Here is a 19103-nt window from a genome sequence, read left to right as displayed (position 1 = left end):
GTCACTTGAGGGGAAGGAACCTCTCCTTCACCCGCTCCGAAGAGGAGAGGAGCAGGCCGTCTCTTCCCTCGATGAGCCACTCCCCGTCGGTGAAGAGCAGCACGTCGTAGAGGTGCGCCCGGGTGTTCGCGTCCCAGATGGAGACGCTCCCGTCCCTGTTGATGGCGTAGAGGATTCCCCTCGAGAGGAAGAGCCTTCGGGGAAGGTGACTGGTGGCTTCGAACAGGAGCCGCCTCGATCCCGACAGGAGGAGGGGGGTGGTGTATCCTGCGGTGGTGTAGAGGGAGCCTGTGTCGGGATCGAAGGTGATGTCCCCTTCCGGATCGAAGATCGTGCTCGTGTACACACGGGACGAGGAGATCCGTTCCCCCGAGATGCGGAAGAGCTCGATGGCCGTCACGTGATCCTGGGTGAGGCCGAGCCCGTAGAGCACGTTCCGGGAAGGATCCAGTACGAGCCGGTAGATCACCGACATCCGGTTCTCGAGCGGGAGGGTCTCCCCGAAGAGCAGGTCGATCTTGAGGAGGGAGTAGGGGGTAAGGGACGTCTGGGTCCTCCCTGCGAAGAGGAGTTCGTCCGAGAGGGCCATGTCGAGTATGCCGTTGCCGGGTATCCGGAGGGTCTCGCCGAGGGTGACAGGGTCGAGGACGCGGATGGAGGTGTTGCGTTCGAGTATGATGATGCGTTCCTCGTCGAGGAGCACACCGGAGGGGTAGGTGGAGAGGGCGCGGTACTGCCCCTTGAGCGACCGGGAGGAGAGGTCGTAGAACATGACCACGGGCGGATCGGGGGGGGCGGTGGTCCACACGGCGAGGGTGTCTCCCGCTATGGAGAGGGCGGTGTTCCTCTGGAAGGGGAGGGCCAGCCGTCGGGAGGTCACGAGCTGTTCGGTACGGCCCCCTATGGAAGCGGTGTCCCACTCGACCACGAAATCCCTGGTGCTGCAGAAGATCCGATCCGCATGAACCGCCAGATCGGTGATCGATGTCTCGAGGTGGGTGGTGATCGCGGTCTCGGACTTCGTCGCCATCGAGAAGCTTCGTACGCTTCCGTCGTTCATGCCAGCGTAGAGCCTACCGTCCTTCAGTGCGAGGGAGACCGCCGAGGAGAGGATTCCTGCGAGGGGTATCCTCTCCTCCTCCACGAGGCTCTGTCCCTGGAACCTGTACCGGATGAGGGAGGGGAACGAGGAGCCCTGTACCACCACGATCTCTTTCCCCGGGTCGACCAGGATGTGCCTGATCTCCCTGAGGGGGACGTCCGCGAACACCTTCCCGGTCACCATATCGAGCACCACGAGCCCCTCCTGCGTCTTCCCCACGAGGAGACGGGGACTGTAGAGCACAGGATCTTCGATCTTCTCCTGGAGGCTCACGCGGGCTTTTTCCCTTCTCGTCTTCGTGTCCCAGTAGATGAGGAGGGAGGATGCGGGGGTGTAGGTGACCAGGGTGGACTCGGTGGATGAGAAAAAGAAGAACGAGACGATACCGAATCCCTGGCTGAAGAAGGAGATGGGGGTGCCTTTCGAGGAGTAGGGGGAGAAGCTCCGCCAGGTCGGGAAGGTGAGTCCTATGTAGGTCCCCTTCGGGGAGTACGAGAGGGAGAGGGGTCTCTCCTGGAGGCGTCGGGAGAACAATCGCTTGCCGGAACGCCACTCGTACCCCTCGAGCAGGTAGGCGTCGTCTCCGGTGTGGACGAGCACCGCGATTTCCTCCCCGTCGGGATGGACGGCGATCCTTTCCAGCGAGTAGGGTGAGACCTGGAGCCGGCGGATGACGAGATTCCGCTCGGTGTCGTAGACCAGGACGCAGCCGTCTGCACCGGCGGAAAAGAGGAGGGGCATCGAAGGATGGACGTCGATGTCGAGGATGGTATCACTGTGGGGTGTCTGGACCACCACCGAGGACTGGAAACCGGGGAGTGCGAGTGCACAGAATCCGAGGATGAAGAAGATGTACATGATGCGTTTCATATCCGTACTCCTCGAAGCGTGTCTCTAGTGCCAGCCGGCGAGCGAGAATATGTCCATGAAGAGGATCACCACGGCGAGGGCCATGATGATCATCCCTCCTATCATCTGGTAGCGGTAGAGGACTCGAGGTGGGAGAGCCCTCCTGCTCAGGAACTCTATCGAGTAGATGAGGATGTGTCCTCCGTCGAATACGGGAAGGGGGAGGAGGTTGAAGACCGCGAGCGCGATGCTGATGAAGGCGAGGAACTGGACGGCCGGGACGATGCCTGCCGCACCTCCCGAGGAGACGCCCTGGGTGATCACGTCACCTACAGCGTAGCTGATCCGCAAGGGCCCCATCACCTCTCCTGCGGGTCTCCCTCTCACCATGTCGACGAGCCCCCGGAGAGTCTCCCTCACCACCAGGGTGATCTGGTTCCACGAGCGGACGAGGGCCTCGAGAGGGGGGGCCTTGAGGGTGACCATCGGGACCGCGAACTGTATCCCGAGGACCGGTGCCCCGTTCTCGTAGTGGGGGATGAGGTCCACGGAGATGGGAGCGCCTCCCCTCGCCACCGAGAGGGAGACCTTCCGGGGATTCCGGGTGGAGAGATAAGAGTGGAGGGCGATGGTGTGGGGAACGGGGACGCCGTCGACGGCGAGTATCCTGTCTCCAGGCCTGATGCCGGCGATCGCGGCGCTGCTCCCCTCCTGTACGCGTTCCACCACCGGGTCGATCCATGCGTACACTCCGATGCGGGGAAGTCCCGTCTCGGGGTTGATCGCGGGAGTGACGGTAAAGGTGAGTCTCGTCCCGTTCCGGTCCACTTCCACGACGAGGGGTTCGTTCCCCTCCAGGAGGATGAGCTCGGAGAGCTCGCTGAAGGTGCGGATCCGGGAGCCGTTGACGGCGAGGATCGTGTCCCCTGTCCTGAGGCCGGCTTCGGTGGCGGGATAGGCGTAGCCCTCTGCGGTGACGAGGGGATAGTCGGATTCCAGGACGATGGTGGTGCCTGGAGAGCGGACCGGGAAGCCCACGGTCCAGAGCATCCCCACCACCAGGATGGCGAAGACCAGGTTTCCGAGGGGACCTGCCAGGCTCACGAAGATGCGTGCGAGAGGCGGGGCCGCGAAGAATGAATGAGGTTCCTTGGGGATCTCGGGGAGTCCCTTGGCGAGGGCTTCCTGGAGGGCGTGTTCGCCCTTGAGACGACAGAAGCCTCCGAAGGGGATCCATCCCAGTTGATAGACGGTGTCTTTCCTGTTGAATCGGAGCAGGGGGCGGCCGAATCCTATGGAAAAGGCCTCGACGTGTATCCCCACGATCCTGGCCGCGAGGTAGTGTCCCAGTTCGTGGAAGAAGACCACGACGCCGAGTCCCACGAGTCCCAGGGCTATCTTAAGAAGCATGACCACTCCTCTCTTTCAGGATACCTTCCGTCACCCTGCGCACTTCGGCATCCAGTGCCAGTATAGGGGAGATCCCTCCCTGAGGGGAAGGCCATTCCCTGGCGAGTACGGATTCCACCACCTGGGCGATCCGGGGGAAGGAGATCCTGCCCTCGAGGAAGGCCCGGACGGCCTCTTCGTTTGCTGCATTGAAGGCGATGCGCTTCCCCTGTGAAGCGAGAGCCTGGTAGGCGAGCTCGAGCATGGGGTACCGCCGCCCGTCCACCGGTCTGAAGCTGAGGTCGAGTCCCTCCTCCAGGAGAAGCGGAGCGGGGGCCTGGGGTGGGACCTCGGGATGGAACAGGGCCTGTTGGATGGGAAGTCGCATGTCCGGGGTGCTCATCTGAGCGTGCCACGACCCGTCACGGAGCAGGATGAGACCGTGTACCACGCTCTGGGGGTGGATGACCACCCGTACGGATTCGGGGGGCACCCCGAAGAGGACCGCGGCCTCGATCACCTCGAGTCCTTTGTTCGCGAGGGTGGCCGAGTCGATGGTGATCTTGGGGCCCATCTCCCAGGTGGGATGTCTGAGCGCCTCTTCGGGGGTGATCTCCTCGAGTCGTGAGAGGGGGATATCCCGCAGTGCTCCCCCGGAGGCGGTGAGATAGAGGGCCTTCACTGCATCCGGAGGAACATTCCGGAGCAGAGAGAAGATGGCTGCGTGTTCGGAATCCACGGGAAGGATGTGCCGCCCGTTCCTGGTGGCCGTCTCGAGGAGGAGTTCTCCCGCCACCACGAGGCTCTCTTTGTTGGCGAGGGCGAGGTCCTTCCCGGTCTCGAGGGCCTTGAGGGAGGGGATCAAGCCTCTCGTCCCCGCGATACCGTTCACCACGATGTCGGCTTCGGTCTCCTCTATGAGGTGGAGGAGACCTTCCTCGCCCTCGTAAGGGACCCCTCCGCCTCGTTTTCCTGTGAGCGCCAGGCGTTCCACGCCGAACTCCCGGGCGGCCGCGAGGAGCTCCCGATCCCTGGTATGCGCCGAGAGACCCACCACCTCGAGGCGCTCGGGATAGGCCCGCACCACTTCCAGGGCGTTCCTTCCGATGCTTCCCGTGCATCCGAGGACGATGATCCGTTTCTTCATAGGCAGCGTCCCTCGACCTAGGTGAAGAGGATGAGGTAGAGGTAATAGAAGACCGGTGCTGCGAACACGGGGGAGTCCACCGAGTCCAGGATGCCCCCCCGTCCGGGGATGATGGCGCCGGAGTCTTTGGTCCTACACGCCCGTTTGATGGCCGACTCGGCGAGATCCCCCAGGATGGCAGCGATGCCGACGAGGCTTCCGAAGAGGAGGGCCTTCCACGCTGGTCCGGGGAATACGTCGGGAACGAGCGCGCGGGAGACGAGGAGGACGAGTGGGGAGGTGAAAAATCCGCCTATGAATCCTGCGATGCTCTTGTTGGGACTTATGAAGAGTACCCCGCCTCTGCCCCAGAGCTTGCCGGTCAGGTAGGCCATTGAGTCGTTGAGATAGACCGCGAGTATGAAGACGGCCATGAGGAGTGCCCCCCGTGGAAAGGCCGTGATGTGGGGGACGAACATGAGGAAGGCCCCGGGATAGAGGAGTATGAAGGCCGCGGCGCTCATTCTGTGAGTGATGTGGGGGACGTCGCTCTCCCGGGAGACGAATGTCTCCCGGGAGAGGGTGGCAAGGAGCACGAGGGTGATCACGAGGATCACGGGGGCCCATCCCAATGAGAAGAGGAGCCCCAGATAGGCTGCGAGAGGGAGTCCCGCGCCCAAGAGGAAGGCCCAGGTTGCGGATCGAGGTCCTTCCTCCTTCAGCATCCGCCTCATCTCGAGGCCGCTCATTCCCCCCACCATGATCGCCACCAGGTTTATCCCTATGTCGTTGTAGTAGGGGAGGAAGATCACGAGTGCGAGGAGGGCGGGGAGCCCTATGGAGAAGAGCAGGATTCGTTGAAGAAGATTGCTCACGCGGTACCTCCGAACTTTCGAGTGCGGCTCGCGTAGTCCTGGAGCGCCTCGTCGAAATCGCGTTCCGAGAAGTCCGGCCAGAGGACCGGGGTGAAATAGTACTCCGCATAGGCAGCCTGCCAGATGAGGAAGTTGCTCAGGCGCTGCTCTCCGGCCGTCCGTATGACGAGATCGGGATCAGGGAGCTCGGGGACGTCCAGGTAGCGACGGAAGGACTCCTCGGTGAGCTCCGGGGCTCCTCCTTCTTCGAGCCAGCGTTTCATCGCCCGCAGGATTTCATCCCTCCCCCCGTAGTTGAGGGCTATGTTGAGGGTGAGTCCGGTGAAGGATGCGGTGTCCCGCATCACGTCGAGGAGATCCCGGCGGATTTCGCGTGGAAGCCCTTCGAGATTGCCGCTGTGGACGATCCTGATCCCATACTCCCTGTAGAAGTCGAATTCCTTCTTGAGGTAGCGTCTCACCAGGCCCATGAGGAAGGAGACCTCTTCTTGTGCCCGTTTCCAGTTTTCGGTGGAGAAGGTGTAGAGAGAGAGATAGGGGATACCTCGCTCGGCGGCGGCCTTCACCACCCTCTTGGTGGCCTTGAGGCCCTCTTCGTGACCCTTGTAGCGAGGAAGTCCCCTCCTGGTGGCCCAGCGGCCGTTGCCGTCCATGATGATGCCGATGTGTCGGGGGAGGGAGGTACCGGTGTCCATCAGTCTTCCATGATCTCCTTTTCCTTGGCCTCGAGGAGATTGTTGATCTCGTCTATGTACTTCTGGGTCAGCTTCTGGATCTCCTCCTCACCTCGTTTCCGTTCGTCCTCGCTCAGCTGGCCCTCTTTTTCCGCCTTCTTGAGAGCCTCGTTCGCATCCCTCCGGATGTTCCGGATGGCCACCCTGCTCTGTTCCGCGACGTTCTTCGCCAGCTTGATGTACTCCTTTCGCCTCTCCTCGGTGAGGGGGGGGATGTTGATGCGGAGGACTTTGCCGTCGTTCACGGGATTGAGGGAGAGGTCTGAGGACTGGATGGCCTTCTCGATCTCCTGGAGCACGCTCTTGTCCCATGGTTGGATGACCACGAGTCGGGGTTCAGGCGCGGATATGGAGGCCACCTGGTTGAGGGGTGTCTGCTGGCCGTAGTAGTTCACCGTGATCTTTTCGAAGAGGGCGGGTGTGGCCCTTCCCGTGCGTATCGTGGCGAGTTGATCCTTGAGCGCGTGCACCGATTTCTTCATCCTGGTCTCTGCGTCGATCTTGATCTGTTCCATGTTCTCCTCCTAAAAAAAGAAAGCGCACTGCTTCCAAGAGTAGCAGTGCGCAAGGGATCATGGCAAGGGCTCAGAGCTCTTCACCGACTTTGTAGTACCGGTAATCCACCAGGGAGATGCCCGCGCCGAGTTGTTTCGAGAGCTCTTCCATCTTCTGTCTCACGCTCTTCTTGTCGTCCTTTACGAAGGCCTGCTCGGTGAAACAGATCTCGGCGAAGTGTTTCTTGATCTTGCCCTGGACGATGCCCTGTATGACCTTCTCGGGCTTCCCGAGGTTCTGGGCCTGCTTGGTGAAGATCTCCTTCTGTTCCTCGAGATAGTCGGCCGGTACGGTCTCCGGGGAGAGGTAGAGCGGGGCGAAGGCCGCTGCGTGGAGGGCGCAATCGAAGGAGAACTCCTTGAAGGCCGGATCCTCCTTCAGCTCGGGTTTCTCGAGCGAGAACTTCACGAGCACGCCGATCCGTCCCTCTCCGTGCACGTAGGAGCTCACGTACTCCTGGGGCCCTATGGTGAGGACGTCCGCCCTCCTCAGCTTGAGGTTCTCCTTCACCTTCATGCCGAGTTCGGTCACCTTCTCCTTGACTTCGGGGCTCTCGATGGAGAGGCCCTTGTCCATGATGAGGGCGAGGATCTCCTCTCCGGTGGTCACGAAGTCCTGGTTGCGCGCCACGAAGTCGGTCTCGCAGAGGATCTCGAGCAAGCCCGCCTTGGTGTCGGTGACACGGACGAAGACGCGGCCTTCCTCCGTGGCCCTGTCGCTCCGCTTGGCTGCGGCGGCGAGGCCCATCTCCTTGAGGATGCGCTCCGCCTTCTCGAAATCGCCGCCCGCCTCCTGGAGTGCGCGTTTGCAGTCCATGATGCCCGCGCCTGTGCGGTCTCTGAGTTTCTTTACGTCAGCAGCACTTATAGCCATGGGTCACTCCTCGTAATATTTGTCTTCGTCGCCTATGAACTTGTCCGATTCGAGTTCGGTGATCTGTTCGGTGGCTTTCTCTTCTTCCTCTTCCGGGGAGTACTCGGAGTAATCGCCTGCGAGAACCCCCTCTTCCTCCTCCTCGTCTTCCTTGCCGAGACGGGCACCCACCGAGACCTTGAGCTCGGCGATTTCTTCTTCCTTGCCGGTCTCTATCTGGCTCTCGTCGATGGGCTCTTCCTCCTGGAGGGATTCCACGACCTCGAGGCCCATCTCGTTGTCCGCCTCGATGACCGCATCCGCGATGATCTTGCTGAAGAGGTTGATGGCTCGAATGGCATCGTCGTTGCCGGGGATGGGATGATCGATGATCTCGGGGTTACAATTGGTGTCCACCACGCCGATGATGGGGATCCCGAGCTTCTTGGCCTCGGCCACGGCGATGGCCTCGTGCTTGGTGTCGATGATGAAGACCACGCCGGGGAGCTCCTTCATCTCCTTGATACCGCCCAGATTCCGCTGAAGCCGGGCCTTCTCTTTCATGAGACGGGAGACCTCTTTCTTGGACATGGTGGCGAAGGTGCCGTCCACCTCCATCTTCTCCAGTTTCTTGAGCCTGAGGATGGACTTCTTGATGGTCTCGAAGTTGGTGAGGGTGCCGCCGAGCCACCGGTGGTTCACGTAGAACATGCCGCACCGTTCGGCTTCGCGTTGGATGGCCGCCTGCGCCTGGCGTTTGGTGCCCACGAAGAGCACGCTCTTGCCGGACAGTACGGTCTTCCGCACCACCTCGTAGGCCTCTTTGATGGCCTGGATGGTCTTCTGAAGGTCAATGATGTGGATCCCGTTCCGTTCGGCGAAGATGTACTTCTTCATACGGGGATCCCACCTGCGTTTCTGGTGCCCGAAGTGCACACCGGATTCCAGCAGGTTCTTCATGGTCACAACTGCCAAGGGAACCTCCTCGATGACCCCGTGGGGTCTCCTTCTCTGTTTCTCGCCCTACGGGCGGAAGATGTGCGGGTAGGGGTACCCGCTTTCCTTGAGCATGCCATAAAGGAGATGGATTGGCAAGCCCACCACGTTGGAGTAGGAGCCCTCGATGCGGGTGATGAAGAGGCCGCCGCGTTCCTGTATGCGGTAGGCGCCGGCGGCGTCCTGCCACTCGCGGGAGGCGAGATAAAGGTCGATCTCCTCCTCGGTGAGCGGCGCCCACCACACCGTGGTGAGGGCGGTACGCGTGAGCGTGGGGCCGCCCCGGTGGTGGAGGGAGAGGGCTGTGAGGATGGTGTGGGATCGGCCGGAGAGGAGGGTGAGCATGGCGCGGGCTTCCGCCTCGTTTCGGGGTTTCCCCAGGATGCGTTCGTCGACTACCACGGCGGTGTCGGCGGTGAGGACCCACTCGCTGGGGGTGGGGGGATCGGCCTGGAGTGCCTGCCGGAGTTTGTCGCGGGCGAGGGCCGCGATGCGTTCCTCGGGTGTTCCCTGCGGCGGGAGGGTTTCGCGATACTCCGGCGCCCACTGGACGAAGGGGATGCCCGCGGAGCTGAGGAGCGAGGCCCTGCGCGGGGATCGGGAGGCGAGGAGGATGGGAGGTGGGGGTGCCATGTGTGCGAGTATAGGTCCGCCCGGGGGATCCTGCAAGTGGTGGTGTAACCGGCGGGGATGCCGTCTGGTTTAGAAGGTGCGACGGAAAAGCGGTTCTGTGTCACGATGACACGGAATAATTGACTTTTCTGTAATATATTCATAGTCTAGGGGTCTAGACAAGAAAGTGGAGGGAGCTGATGAATGTTCTTCTTTCAGTTGCCCTTCCTCTTCTTGGTTTGGCGTTGGGGTGGACAGCTCGATGGCTGTATGCCAGATTTCAGCTTACCTCTGCGGAGCAGAGGCTACCACCATTAAACAAAATAAAAATTATTGCCAAAGCTTTAAATGTAAAAGTCTCTGATTTATTAGAAGATAATAATAACCAATCCAACTCTGATATTGATATTTATAAATTTGATACTAGAAGCTTAAAGAAACTAAAAGATATTTTATCCCTACCAGCAAATGATAGAGCAGATTTATATCGTATGTTAAATAAAATGCTTAGAAAAAACCAATTAGAACTTGAAAAAAGCACTAACAAAAAATCCCCCCAAAAATAACCCTGCTGGCCACCAGCACCGCCGCTAACCCAGCCAAGGCCTTCTCCTTAACCTGTGCAGGTAGCGGGCAAATTGGTTAAAGCCTCTATTTTCCATAAAAGCCACCAGCTGCAGGCTTACAGCTTAAAAAGCTTATTTTCTGCCTCTATAAACCAATCGGGGCACTTCCTATAATTCGCTCATTATTACGAAGTGCCCCTACTTTAACCAATTTGCCTCGCCCCAAACCCTGGCCACTTTAAACAGGGCTTTTTGCCTCTAACTTAGCTTTTAAAAGCCCCCTTAACCACTAAGCCTGTACTTCCCTGTACAGGCTTTCCAGCAGTACATCCCTGTACTTGCTGGCCTCCTTTTTCTTCTTTCCCGGGTTTGGGGGAAACAGAAAAAGTTTTTCTGTTCCCTACCTGCACTACCTCTTTTAAGTCATGTTAAAAGGCTAGAGCCAGAAAGGGAAGCCAGCGCACCCCCACGCACCAGCAGTGGCCACAGGGCAAACAGGCGGGAGGGGGGGCAGCCTACTTTGCTTGTTCTAAGGTGCATTCGTTACTTTGTTACCATTCTTCCCCATATCGCATGTATACACATGTCCTCATATTTTGTTCCTGGGTATACGTCTATAATGGTAATTGTAATATCCTTCATATCAATCAGTCTACCAAATTCTAACACCTGGGGATTTGGCGTATCTGCTACATCAAACACCTTCTCAAATCCGATTTCCTTGCAAGCAACTCGTATCTTCTTGGGTCTTGCATTCTGGGTATATAAATAGGGCTTCTTATACGAAAGATAGCCAGAAAATAGTATAAGACTATCTAAAACTGTATTTTTTATTGTAATTGACTCTCCTATTCCATTCCCCTTAGCACCTTCTACCCAAGGAGTCTCAAGGTCTATGCTTCTAAGATTCTTAACTGTATAGGTAATATCCCCTTCTTTTAATTCACTACTTGCAAAAATAATGTCTGATGGTGGAAAAAAGCCCATCTGATTCCATGTTTTAAAGCTTTTTATCCATATATCATAGGGAGAATTTTCTTCTTTTGTGTACAAAATCATCATATCTTCATTATACAAAACAAGGTATTCTTCTACCTTTTTACCTTTATATATTCGCATAAATGGAATCTTATGCACATATTCAATTTCATACCTGTATACTTCTTCTTTCCCTTCTACATCAATAAAAGCCACTTTATTATTATCTCTAAACTCCACGTCTGTAGCCATCCCTTGTATATATCTGGTACCCAGTGTTATGCTTTGTGAATATAGTGGTAAACCCGCCACTGTTATTATCATAATACCCATAATAGTAAGTTTCATCATTCCATCCTCCTTATCCTCACTTTGATGGTATCACCTCTTTTTTCTGGCTCTCTCTGCCATAGATATCTTTTATAAATAAAGCCCAATCCTTTCAGAATGCCGGTCATCTCATTCTGCGTTTCTGGTGCCCGAAGTGCACACCGGATTCCAGCAGGTTCTTCATGGTCACAACTGCCAAGGGAACCTCCTCGATGACCCCGTGGGGTCTCCTTCTCTGTTTCTCGCCCTACGGGCGGAAGATGCGCGGGTAGGGGTACCCGCTTTCCTTGAGCATGCCATAAAGGAGATGGATTGGCAAGCCCACCACGTTGGAGTAGGAGCCCTCGATGCGGGTGATGAAGAGGCCGCCGCGTTCCTGTATGCGGTAGGCGCCGGCGGCGTCCTGCCACTCGCGGGAGGCGAGATAAAGGTCGATCTCCTCCTCGGTGAGCGGCGCCCACCACACCGTGGTGAGGGCGGTACGCGTGAGCGTGGGGCCGCCCCGGTGGTGGAGGGAGAGGGCTGTGAGGATGGTGTGGGATCGGCCGGAGAGGAGGGTGAGCATGGCGCGGGCTTCCGCCTCGTTTCGGGGTTTCCCCAGGATGCGTTCGTCGACTACCACGGCGGTGTCGGCGGTGAGGACCCACTCGCTGGGGGTGGGGGGATCGGCCTGGAGTGCCTGCCGGAGTTTGTCGCGGGCGAGGGCCGCGATGCGTTCCTCGGGTGTTCCCTGCGGCGGGAGGGTTTCGCGATACTCCGGCGCCCACTGGACGAAGGGGATGCCCGCGGAGCTGAGGAGCGAGGCCCTGCGCGGGGATCGGGAGGCGAGGAGGATGGGAGGTGGGGGTGCCATGTGTGCGAGTATAGGTCCGCCCGGGGGATCCTGCAAGTGGTGGTGTAACCGGCGGGGATGCCGTCTGGTTTAGAAGGTGCGACGGAAAAGCGGTTCTGTGTCACGATGACACGGAATAATTGACTTTTCTGTAATATATTCATAGTCTAGGGGTCTAGACAAGAAAGTGGAGGGAGCTGATGAATGTTCTTCTTTCAGTTGCCCTTCCTCTTCTTGGTTTGGCGTTGGGGTGGACAGCTCGATGGCTGTATGCCAGATTTCAGCTTACCTCTGCGGAGCAGAGGGCTGAGAGAATAAAAGATGAGGCGGTAAAAGAGGCTGAGGCACGGAAGAAAGAGATCCTTTTCGAGGCACAGGAGCAGATCCACAAGGAGCGGCTCCAGCTCGAGAAAGAACTCCGTGAACGACGGGCCGAGCTTCAGCGGACTGAGCGGCGTCTCCTGCAGAAGGAGGAGACGCTCGAGCGAAAACTGGCAGCGGTGGAGCGGAGAAACGAAGCCCTTGCGGACCGAGAGAGGTTGCTGGCGGAAAAAGAGACGGAACTTGGACGACGGGAACAAGAGATCGAGAGCGAACTGGAACGGATTTCTGGACTGACCAGGGAAGAGGCCCGGTCACTCATCATCTCGCGGCTCGAGGAAGAGGCGAAGCGGGATGCCCAGATCCTCGTGAACAAGATCGAGGAGGAGGCCAGGGCCACGGCGGAGCGCAAGGCGCGTGACGTGTTGGTGAGCACCATGCAACGCATCGCCACCGATGTGACGGCCGAGGTCACCGTGACCACGGTGAGCCTTCCCAACGATGAGATGAAGGGGAGGATCATCGGCCGGGAGGGACGGAACATCCGGACCCTCGAGACCCTCACGGGCGTGGATATCATCATCGACGATACGCCCGAGGCGGTGGTGCTCTCGTGCTTCGACCCGGTGAGAAAGGAGATCGCCCGCATCTCTCTGGAGCGCCTCATCGCGGACGGACGGATCCATCCCGCCCGTATCGAGGAAGTTGTCCACAAAGTGACCAAAGAGCTGAGCCAAACCATCTACGAGGAAGGAGAGAAGGTGCTGTTCGAGCTGGGGATACACGATTTTCCCCCTGAGGCGGTCCAGGCCCTGGGACGCCTCAAGTATCGTACGAGCTACGGCCAGAACGTCCTCGCCCATACCAAAGAGGTGGCCGTACTCGCCGGCATGATCGCCGCCGAGGTGGGAGGTGACCCCATGATCGCCAAACGGGGGGCGCTCCTCCACGACATCGGCAAGGCGATCGAGTCCGATGACGACAGCACGCACATCGAGCTCGGGATAGAGCTCGCCAAGCGCATGGGTGAGGACAGCAGGGTGATCAACTGCATCGCCGCGCATCACGGTGATGTGCCGCACACGTGTCCCGAGTCAGTGATCGTCCAGATCGCCGACGCCATCTCCGCCTCGAGACCGGGGGCGAGAAGGGAGTCGCTCGAGAACTACATCAAGCGCCTCGAGCAGCTCGAGAAGATCGCGGAAGGGTTCTCCGGAGTGGACAAGGCCTTCGCGATCCAGGCGGGCAGGGAGATCAGGATCATGGTCAACAACGACCTGGTCGACGACGCCGGGGCGCGGGAGCTCGCCCGGGAGATAGCCCGGAAGATCGAGGAGGATCTCCGGTATCCCGGGCGGATCAAAGTGACCATCATCCGGGAGACCCGGGTGGTCGAGTACGCCCGCTAGCGGATGGGGTTTCATACCGAGGCTGCCTGTGTCCCCCGACATGGGCAGCCTTGCGTTTTTGAGTGATGCATAGTACATGATGGAAGAGAGAGGATGGCTCAGGACATGACGATATTGATGCTCGGAGATATCATCGGACACCCGGGGATGCGCACCCTTTTTTCGGGACTCACCTCCCTGGTTCGATCCACGGGGGCGGATGTGGTGGTGATCAACGGTGAGAATGCGGCCGATGGTTTCGGCCTCTCCCGTGAGCTCGCGGAACGCCTCTTCGCCATGGGGGTGGATGTGATCACCACCGGAAACCATATCTGGCACGACGAGTCGGTCTTCCCCCTCATGGAGCAGGATCCCGCGAGGGTGATCCGGCCGGCGAACTATCCGCCGGGCGCACCGGGCAAGGGGTCGACTGTCTTCGAGAAGGGTGACGTCGCGGTCGGGGTCCTCAATCTCATCGGCCGGCAACGTCTCGTGATGGCCGACTGTCCTTTCCGCAAGGCCCAGGAAGAGATCCGCCGGTTGAGGAGAGAGGCCTCGGTGATTCTGGTGGATTTCCATGCCGAGTCCCCGGCCGAGAAGGAGGCCATGGGCTTCTTCCTCGACGGCAAGGTCTCGGCCGTGGTGGGGACGCATACCCACATCCAGACCGCCGACGAAAAGATCCTGCCGGGGGGCACCGCCTATATCACGGATCTTGGCTCCACGGGGCCTGTGGACTCGGTGATCGGTTTCGATCCCTCCCTTGCGAGCGAGCGGGTGACCACGCAGGTGCCCCACCAGCTCAAAGTGGTCGACAGTCCCGCCACGATCTGCGGGGTGGCGATCGTGGTGGATGTGCGGTCCGGGAAGGCACGTTCCATCGAGAGGATACGGCACTACCTGGGGGTCTAGATGCGATGCGCCGCGTAGTGCTCCTCGATTTGCTCGCCTCACGTTTCCCCGACACCCGCAGGGACATGCTCTATGCCTACGTGCTCTGTGGGGAGGTCTTCGTGGACGGGGTGTGTGTGAAGGATCCCTACCTGAAAGTCCGGGAAGATGTCCGCATAGAGCGGCGGATACCGAGATATGTCTCACGAGGCGGCTATAAACTCGAGGCTGCGCTCCATGCATGGAACCTGGATATCGCAGGCAAGGGGTTCTTGGACGTGGGGGCCTCCACCGGGGGGTTCACCGAGTGCCTGCTCCTCCATGGAGCGGCCTTCGTCCACACGGTGGACGTGGGCTACAACCAGCTCGCCTACAAGCTCCGGGTGGACGAGCGGGTGTTCGTGCACGAGCGCACCAACATCCGGGAGGTGCGTTCGCTCGATCCGGTGCCCGATGCGGCAGTGGTGGATCTCTCCTTTCGTTCGTTGGTCCCGGTTGTGGGACATGTGCTCTCCCTGACTCGTGAGGGGTGGGGGATATTTCTCGTGAAGCCCCAGTTCGAGGTGGTGAGAGGGGGGGGGACTCCTGAGGGCTTCCGGGGCGTGCTCAAGGACCGGGAGGCGATCCATCGGGTGGTGAGGGAGACCCTCGAGGCGTGCGCAGGACAAGGGTTCGTCCCGCGAAGGTGTTTCCCCTCGCCGGTGAAGGGAAAGAAGGGGAACCAGGAGTTCCTCGTGCTGCTCACAGGAGAGGGGGAAGCGACGGGGTTCCGGGACCTCGAGGCGTGGTTCTACAGCGACGATCGGGAGAGGGGGTGATCTATGGGGATGCCCTCGGGACCGAGGTAGCGCACGGTCTTGCCTTCGATGAGTAGTTGCACCTGTTCCACGGTGGGGAACTCGGTGGCGGTGTAGATGATCTGCTTGAGTTGGAGGACGAGTCCCTCCTGGCCGAGCGGGTTGAACCGGAAGGATTCGCTGATGTTGATATACGCAGTTCCGTTCTCCACCCGGACGCCCAGGAGCCTGGTCTCGGGTGGGATGAGGCTCCGGACCCCGGCGGAGAGTTCCCCCGCGGTGGGGCCGTGGAGGAGGGCGTCGAGCGTGGCGGTGAGGGGCGCGTCGGTGTAGGTCACCCGACGTTTCACGGGTACGAGCTCCACCCGACCGTCGTCGAAGACCTGCACGAAATAGAGGAGCGAGGTGCGGCTGCGCGTGGTGGCTGAGGGGGAGGGAGGCGGGGACGTGTGAGGGGTGGGGGATGGTGTGGGCGGAGGGGACGGGGTCGGCGGGCTCGTGTGGGTGGGGCCGGCGGCCACGGGGGGGGTGGGGGTGGGGGAGGACGTGGGGGGGGTGGGACTTGCGATCTTTTCCTTTACGACCTCTATGAAGCCGGTATTCTCCATGACCTTCAGTATGGTGGGCCGGTTCCAGAGGTAGACGATGATCACCACGAGGATCGAGGCGATCCAGAAGAGCACGCCGAAACCCTGCTGTTTCTTCTTCCGAGCCATCACCGAGTGTATCGGCAGGATCCCGGGGAGAGATGAGGGGCTCCTTTGAGGGGCTCCTGTCCTCTCTCCTTTCCGGGGGACTCCGCATTTGACACCGGAGAGAAAACTCCTTATAGTATGCACATGAAAAAATTTAAGGGGATTTCCGTCTTCCCTGGCATCGCGATAGGCCCGGCGTTCGTCTACAGCACCGAACTCCCTCCGATCCCTCGCTATTATCTGCAGGATCACCATGTCGAGGAGGAGCTCCAGCGGTTCAGGGGTGCGGTGGAACGGGCCGTCGAGGAGATCGAACGGATAAAGGAAGGTCAACAGGGCGAGACCGTGAAGATCCTCGATTCCCATCTCCTCATGCTCAGGGATCCGGAGTTCACCGGGAGCGTGGAACGGGACGTCGCCGAGAGCAAGCGGAACGTCGAGTGGATACTCCTCGAGACCACCGAGTCCTACGTGGAGAGACTCAAGGATGCGGACGACGACTATCTCAGGGAGCGTATCTACGATATACGCGACATCGCCAACAGGATCCTCAACCACCTCCTCTACAGGGAACGGATACTCCTCTCGGATCTCCAGGAGGAAGTGATACTGGTGTGTCACGACCTGCTGCCCTCCGAAGCCATCCAGATGAACAAGCGGATGGTGAAGGGTATCGCCATGGATGCGGGTGGGCGTACGTCCCATACGGCGATCCTCGCGCGCGCGTTCGAGATACCCTCGGTCCTGGGGCTCTCCGAGATAAGCAGACAGGTGAAGTCCGGTCAGACCCTCATCGTGGACGGCAGGGATGGCGTGGTCATCGTGGACCCCACGCCGGAAGTCATGGAGCAGTACCAGCAGCGTATGAGGGAGGTGGAGGAGCAGGCGATTCAGCTCCTCAGTCTCAACGAAGTCCCCGGAGAGACGAGGGACGGGAAGAGGATCTTCCTCAGGGCCAATATAGAGGTCCCGGAGGAGGTGGAGTCGGTCCTCGCCCATGGTGCGGATGGCATCGGCCTCTTCCGGACCGAGTTCCTCTTCATGCATTCCCGCCACCTTCCCACCGAAGAGGAACAGTATGCGGCCTACCGTGAGGTGATCGAACAGATGGGCGACCGGGAGGTGATCATCCGTACGCTCGACCTGGGTGGAGAGAAGGTGATCCCCCGGCTCTACGATGCCCACGACGAGCACAACCCCATCCTCGGATGGCGGGCGATCCGCTTCTGCCTCGCCAATCCCCACATCTTCAAGATCCAGCTTCGCGCCATCCTACGGGCTTCCATCTACGGCAAGGTGAGCATCATGTTCCCCCTCATCTCCTCCCAGGAGGAGGTGGTGATGGGCCTCGAGATCCTCGATCAGGTGAAAGAGGAGCTGGAGCGGGAAGGTATCCCCTTTGAACGGGACATCCCGGTGGGGGCCATGATAGAGGTCCCTGCTGCGGCCCTCACGGCCGATATCCTGGCCCAGAAGGTGGATTTTTTCTCCATAGGGACGAACGATCTCATTCAATACACGCTCGCCACCGACCGGGGGAATGAGCGGGTGGCCTACCTGTATCAGCCGTTTCATCCGGCGGTCCTCAGGCTCATCCAGATGACGGTGGACCACGCCCACCAGGCGGGTATCCCGGTGGGTATGTGCGGAGAGATGGCGGGTGATCCGCTCGCCACCTTCGTGCTCATCGGACTCGGGCTGGACGAGTTGAGCATGAGTCCGGCGAGCATCCCCGAGGTGAAGCGGTTGGTCCGTTCCACCTCCGTGGCGGAGTGCGAGGAATTCGTAGGCGCGATCCTGCAACTCAAGTCGCATCGGGAGGTGGAACGCGTGGTGAGGGAGAAAATGGAGGAGCTGGGTCATGTCGGAGCGAACTGAAGGCCGGAGGACCGTGGGAGTGGAGTTCCGTCTCCCCCGGGTGGTGATCGTGGGACGTCCCAATGTGGGCAAGTCCACCCTGTTCAACCGTCTCATAGGACGGCGCAAGGCGATCACCCACCCGCGTCCCGGGGTCACGCGGGATGCGGTGGAGGAAACCTGGGAGCTGGGAGGGGGGCGGGTCCTCCTCGTGGACACAGGAGGGATCACCTCCGAACGGGGAGGGATCTTCGAACCCCTCGTCCGGGAACGGGCGCTCCGTGAGGTGGATCGGGCGGATGTGCTCCTTCTCGTGCTGGACGTCACGGAACTGGTTCCCGAGGATGAGGAACTGCTCGAGCTCCTGCGGCCTTACAAGGAGCGACTCATCCTGGTGGTGAACAAGGTGGACAATGAGGCGAGGGAAGAGATGGCGTGGAACTTCTTCTCTCTCGGGTTCGATACCGTATGCTTCACGTCTGCGGAACATGGACGCGGTATCGATGAGCTCGAGCAGGAGATCGAACGGCGGCTCGTCCTCCCCGAGGAGGGAGGAGACGCACCTTCCGCCCCTGAGATCGACGTGGCAATCCTGGGGAAACCGAACACCGGCAAGTCCACTCTCCTGAACACGCTGCTGGGCGAGGAGCGGGCCCTGGTGTCCGATGCCCCCGGTACGACGAGGGACCTCCTCGAAGGGCGCTTTCAGTACAGAGGGAGGTGGTTCCGGATAGTGGATACCGCGGGGATCAGGCGCCGGTCGAGGATAGAGGATGATCTGGAGTTCTATTCCGTGCGGCGCTCTCTCAAGGTGATAGAAGAGGCCCACGTGGTCTTCCTGCTCATCGATGCACAGGAGGGGCTCACCGAGCAGGACAAGAAGATAGCGGCGGTGGCCCAGAGGAGGGGACGGGGGGTGATCCTGGTGCTCAACAAGTGGGACGCCCTCACCCCGGTTCCCAACCAGTTTCAGGCCATGAAAGCGAGGATCCGTTTCTTCTTCCCCCACATGGACTATGCGCCCATCGTGAAGATCTCCGCGCGGCGGGGTGAGGGAATAGACAAGCTCCTGGATACAGCCCTCATGCTCCGCGATGAACTCGGGAAGCGGGTGGAGACAGGGCCCCTCAACCGCGCCCTCAACCGGTGGAAGGAGGAAGTGCCCCCACCTTCCCGGAAGGGGCGCCGGTACAAGGTCCGCTACATGACCCAGGTGAGTTCCATGCCGGTACGCTTCCTCCTGTTCGTCAACCGGAGAGAAGGGTTCCCGTCCTCGTATCTCTCGTATCTGGAAAACCGGGTGAGGAAGGAGTTCGGATTCTCTCACATCCCCATCTTCATCGATCTGAGGGAATAGG

Annotated in this window: 18 protein-coding genes; 6 read left to right on the top strand and 12 right to left on the bottom strand. The window is 59.8% G+C overall.

Annotation, left to right across the window (positions count from 1 at the left end; all coding sequences use genetic code 11):
- Position 1: 1 nt before the first annotated feature.
- From STHERM_RS06515 to STHERM_RS06475, 9 genes are all read right to left on the bottom strand, one after another.
- A complete protein-coding gene (locus STHERM_RS06515; protein WP_013314095.1) occupies positions 2–1972 on the bottom strand; it encodes a WD40 repeat domain-containing protein in 1971 nt (656 codons plus the stop codon).
- 24 nt (positions 1973–1996) lie between these two features.
- Positions 1997–3361, bottom strand: coding sequence for an RIP metalloprotease RseP (gene rseP, locus STHERM_RS06510; RefSeq protein ID WP_013314094.1), 1365 nt, complete (start codon positions 3359–3361; stop codon positions 1997–1999).
- Positions 3351–4487 (bottom strand): 1-deoxy-D-xylulose-5-phosphate reductoisomerase, encoded by a 1137-nt coding sequence (gene dxr, locus STHERM_RS06505; RefSeq protein ID WP_013314093.1) that lies wholly within the window; start codon positions 4485–4487, stop codon positions 3351–3353. The genes rseP and dxr overlap by 11 nt, the downstream gene beginning before the upstream one ends.
- A 17-nt stretch (positions 4488–4504) precedes the next feature.
- Positions 4505–5341, bottom strand: a complete 837-nt coding sequence (locus STHERM_RS06500; RefSeq protein ID WP_013314092.1) for a phosphatidate cytidylyltransferase — start codon at positions 5339–5341, stop codon at positions 4505–4507.
- Entirely contained in the window at positions 5338–6036 is a 699-nt protein-coding gene (gene uppS, locus STHERM_RS06495; RefSeq protein ID WP_013314091.1) for a polyprenyl diphosphate synthase, read from the bottom strand. The genes STHERM_RS06500 and uppS overlap by 4 nt, the downstream gene beginning before the upstream one ends.
- Complete coding sequence (frr, locus tag STHERM_RS06490) at positions 6036–6590, bottom strand: ribosome recycling factor (RefSeq protein ID WP_013314090.1); 555 nt, start codon at positions 6588–6590, stop codon at positions 6036–6038. Before frr ends, uppS begins: the two co-directional genes overlap by 1 nt.
- A 70-nt stretch (positions 6591–6660) precedes the next feature.
- Positions 6661–7503, bottom strand: coding sequence for a translation elongation factor Ts (gene tsf, locus STHERM_RS06485; RefSeq protein WP_013314089.1), 843 nt, complete (start codon positions 7501–7503; stop codon positions 6661–6663).
- Positions 7504–7506: 3 nt separating this feature from the next.
- Complete coding sequence (rpsB, locus tag STHERM_RS06480; RefSeq protein ID WP_013314088.1) at positions 7507–8457, bottom strand: 30S ribosomal protein S2; 951 nt, start codon at positions 8455–8457, stop codon at positions 7507–7509.
- A 48-nt stretch (positions 8458–8505) separates the two neighbouring features.
- Positions 8506–9111 carry a Maf family protein gene (locus tag STHERM_RS06475; protein ID WP_013314087.1) on the bottom strand — a complete coding sequence of 202 codons (606 nt, stop codon included), beginning with the start codon at positions 9109–9111 and terminating at the stop codon, positions 8506–8508.
- Positions 9112–9290: 179 nt separating this feature from the next.
- Between STHERM_RS06475 and STHERM_RS11730 the strand changes: the two genes are divergently transcribed.
- Positions 9291–9656 carry a hypothetical protein gene (locus STHERM_RS11730; protein WP_148223880.1) on the top strand — a complete coding sequence of 122 codons (366 nt, stop codon included), beginning with the start codon at positions 9291–9293 and terminating at the stop codon, positions 9654–9656.
- Between the two features lie 543 nt (positions 9657–10199).
- Here STHERM_RS11730 and STHERM_RS11320 read toward each other — a convergent pair.
- Both STHERM_RS11320 and STHERM_RS06465 read right to left on the bottom strand, forming a co-directional pair.
- Entirely contained in the window at positions 10200–10982 is a 783-nt protein-coding gene (locus STHERM_RS11320; protein WP_237223182.1) for an NADase-type glycan-binding domain-containing protein, read from the bottom strand.
- A gap of 229 nt (positions 10983–11211) precedes the next feature.
- The gene (locus tag STHERM_RS06465) at positions 11212–11817 is read right to left on the bottom strand and encodes a Maf family protein (protein ID WP_013314086.1); all 606 of its coding nucleotides are present in this window, start codon (positions 11815–11817) and stop codon (positions 11212–11214) included.
- Between the two features lie 179 nt (positions 11818–11996).
- Between STHERM_RS06465 and rny the strand changes: the two genes are divergently transcribed.
- The 3 genes from rny (at position 11997) to STHERM_RS06450 (ending at position 15214) form a co-directional block, all read left to right on the top strand.
- A complete protein-coding gene (gene rny, locus STHERM_RS06460) occupies positions 11997–13526 on the top strand; it encodes a ribonuclease Y (protein ID WP_013314085.1) in 1530 nt (509 codons plus the stop codon).
- Between the two features lie 105 nt (positions 13527–13631).
- Entirely contained in the window at positions 13632–14417 is a 786-nt protein-coding gene (locus tag STHERM_RS06455) for a TIGR00282 family metallophosphoesterase (protein WP_013314084.1), read from the top strand.
- A 5-nt stretch (positions 14418–14422) separates the two neighbouring features.
- On the top strand, positions 14423–15214 hold the full coding sequence (locus STHERM_RS06450; protein WP_013314083.1) for a TlyA family RNA methyltransferase: 792 nt from the start codon (positions 14423–14425) through the stop codon (positions 15212–15214).
- Here STHERM_RS06450 and STHERM_RS06445 read toward each other — a convergent pair.
- The gene (locus STHERM_RS06445) at positions 15187–15909 is read right to left on the bottom strand and encodes a GerMN domain-containing protein (RefSeq protein WP_013314082.1); all 723 of its coding nucleotides are present in this window, start codon (positions 15907–15909) and stop codon (positions 15187–15189) included. The genes STHERM_RS06450 and STHERM_RS06445 overlap by 28 nt on opposite strands.
- Positions 15910–16032: 123 nt before the next feature.
- On the opposite strand from STHERM_RS06445, the gene ptsP reads away from it, so the two are divergent.
- Together ptsP and der are read left to right on the top strand one after the other, a co-directional pair.
- Positions 16033–17766: a phosphoenolpyruvate--protein phosphotransferase gene (ptsP, locus tag STHERM_RS06440; protein WP_041623747.1), complete on the top strand. Its 1734-nt coding sequence runs from the start codon at positions 16033–16035 to the stop codon at positions 17764–17766.
- A complete protein-coding gene (gene der, locus STHERM_RS06435; protein WP_013314080.1) occupies positions 17750–19102 on the top strand; it encodes a ribosome biogenesis GTPase Der in 1353 nt (450 codons plus the stop codon). The genes ptsP and der overlap by 17 nt, the downstream gene beginning before the upstream one ends.
- Position 19103: the final 1 nt, after the last annotated feature.

Origin of the sequence: Spirochaeta thermophila DSM 6192 (assembly GCF_000147075.1) — a bacterium.
Lineage (GTDB): Bacteria > Spirochaetota > Spirochaetia > Winmispirales > Winmispiraceae > Winmispira > Winmispira thermophila_A.
Note: the sequence above shows the minus strand (reverse complement) of the source record. Positions and strands in the feature narration are given on the sequence as shown.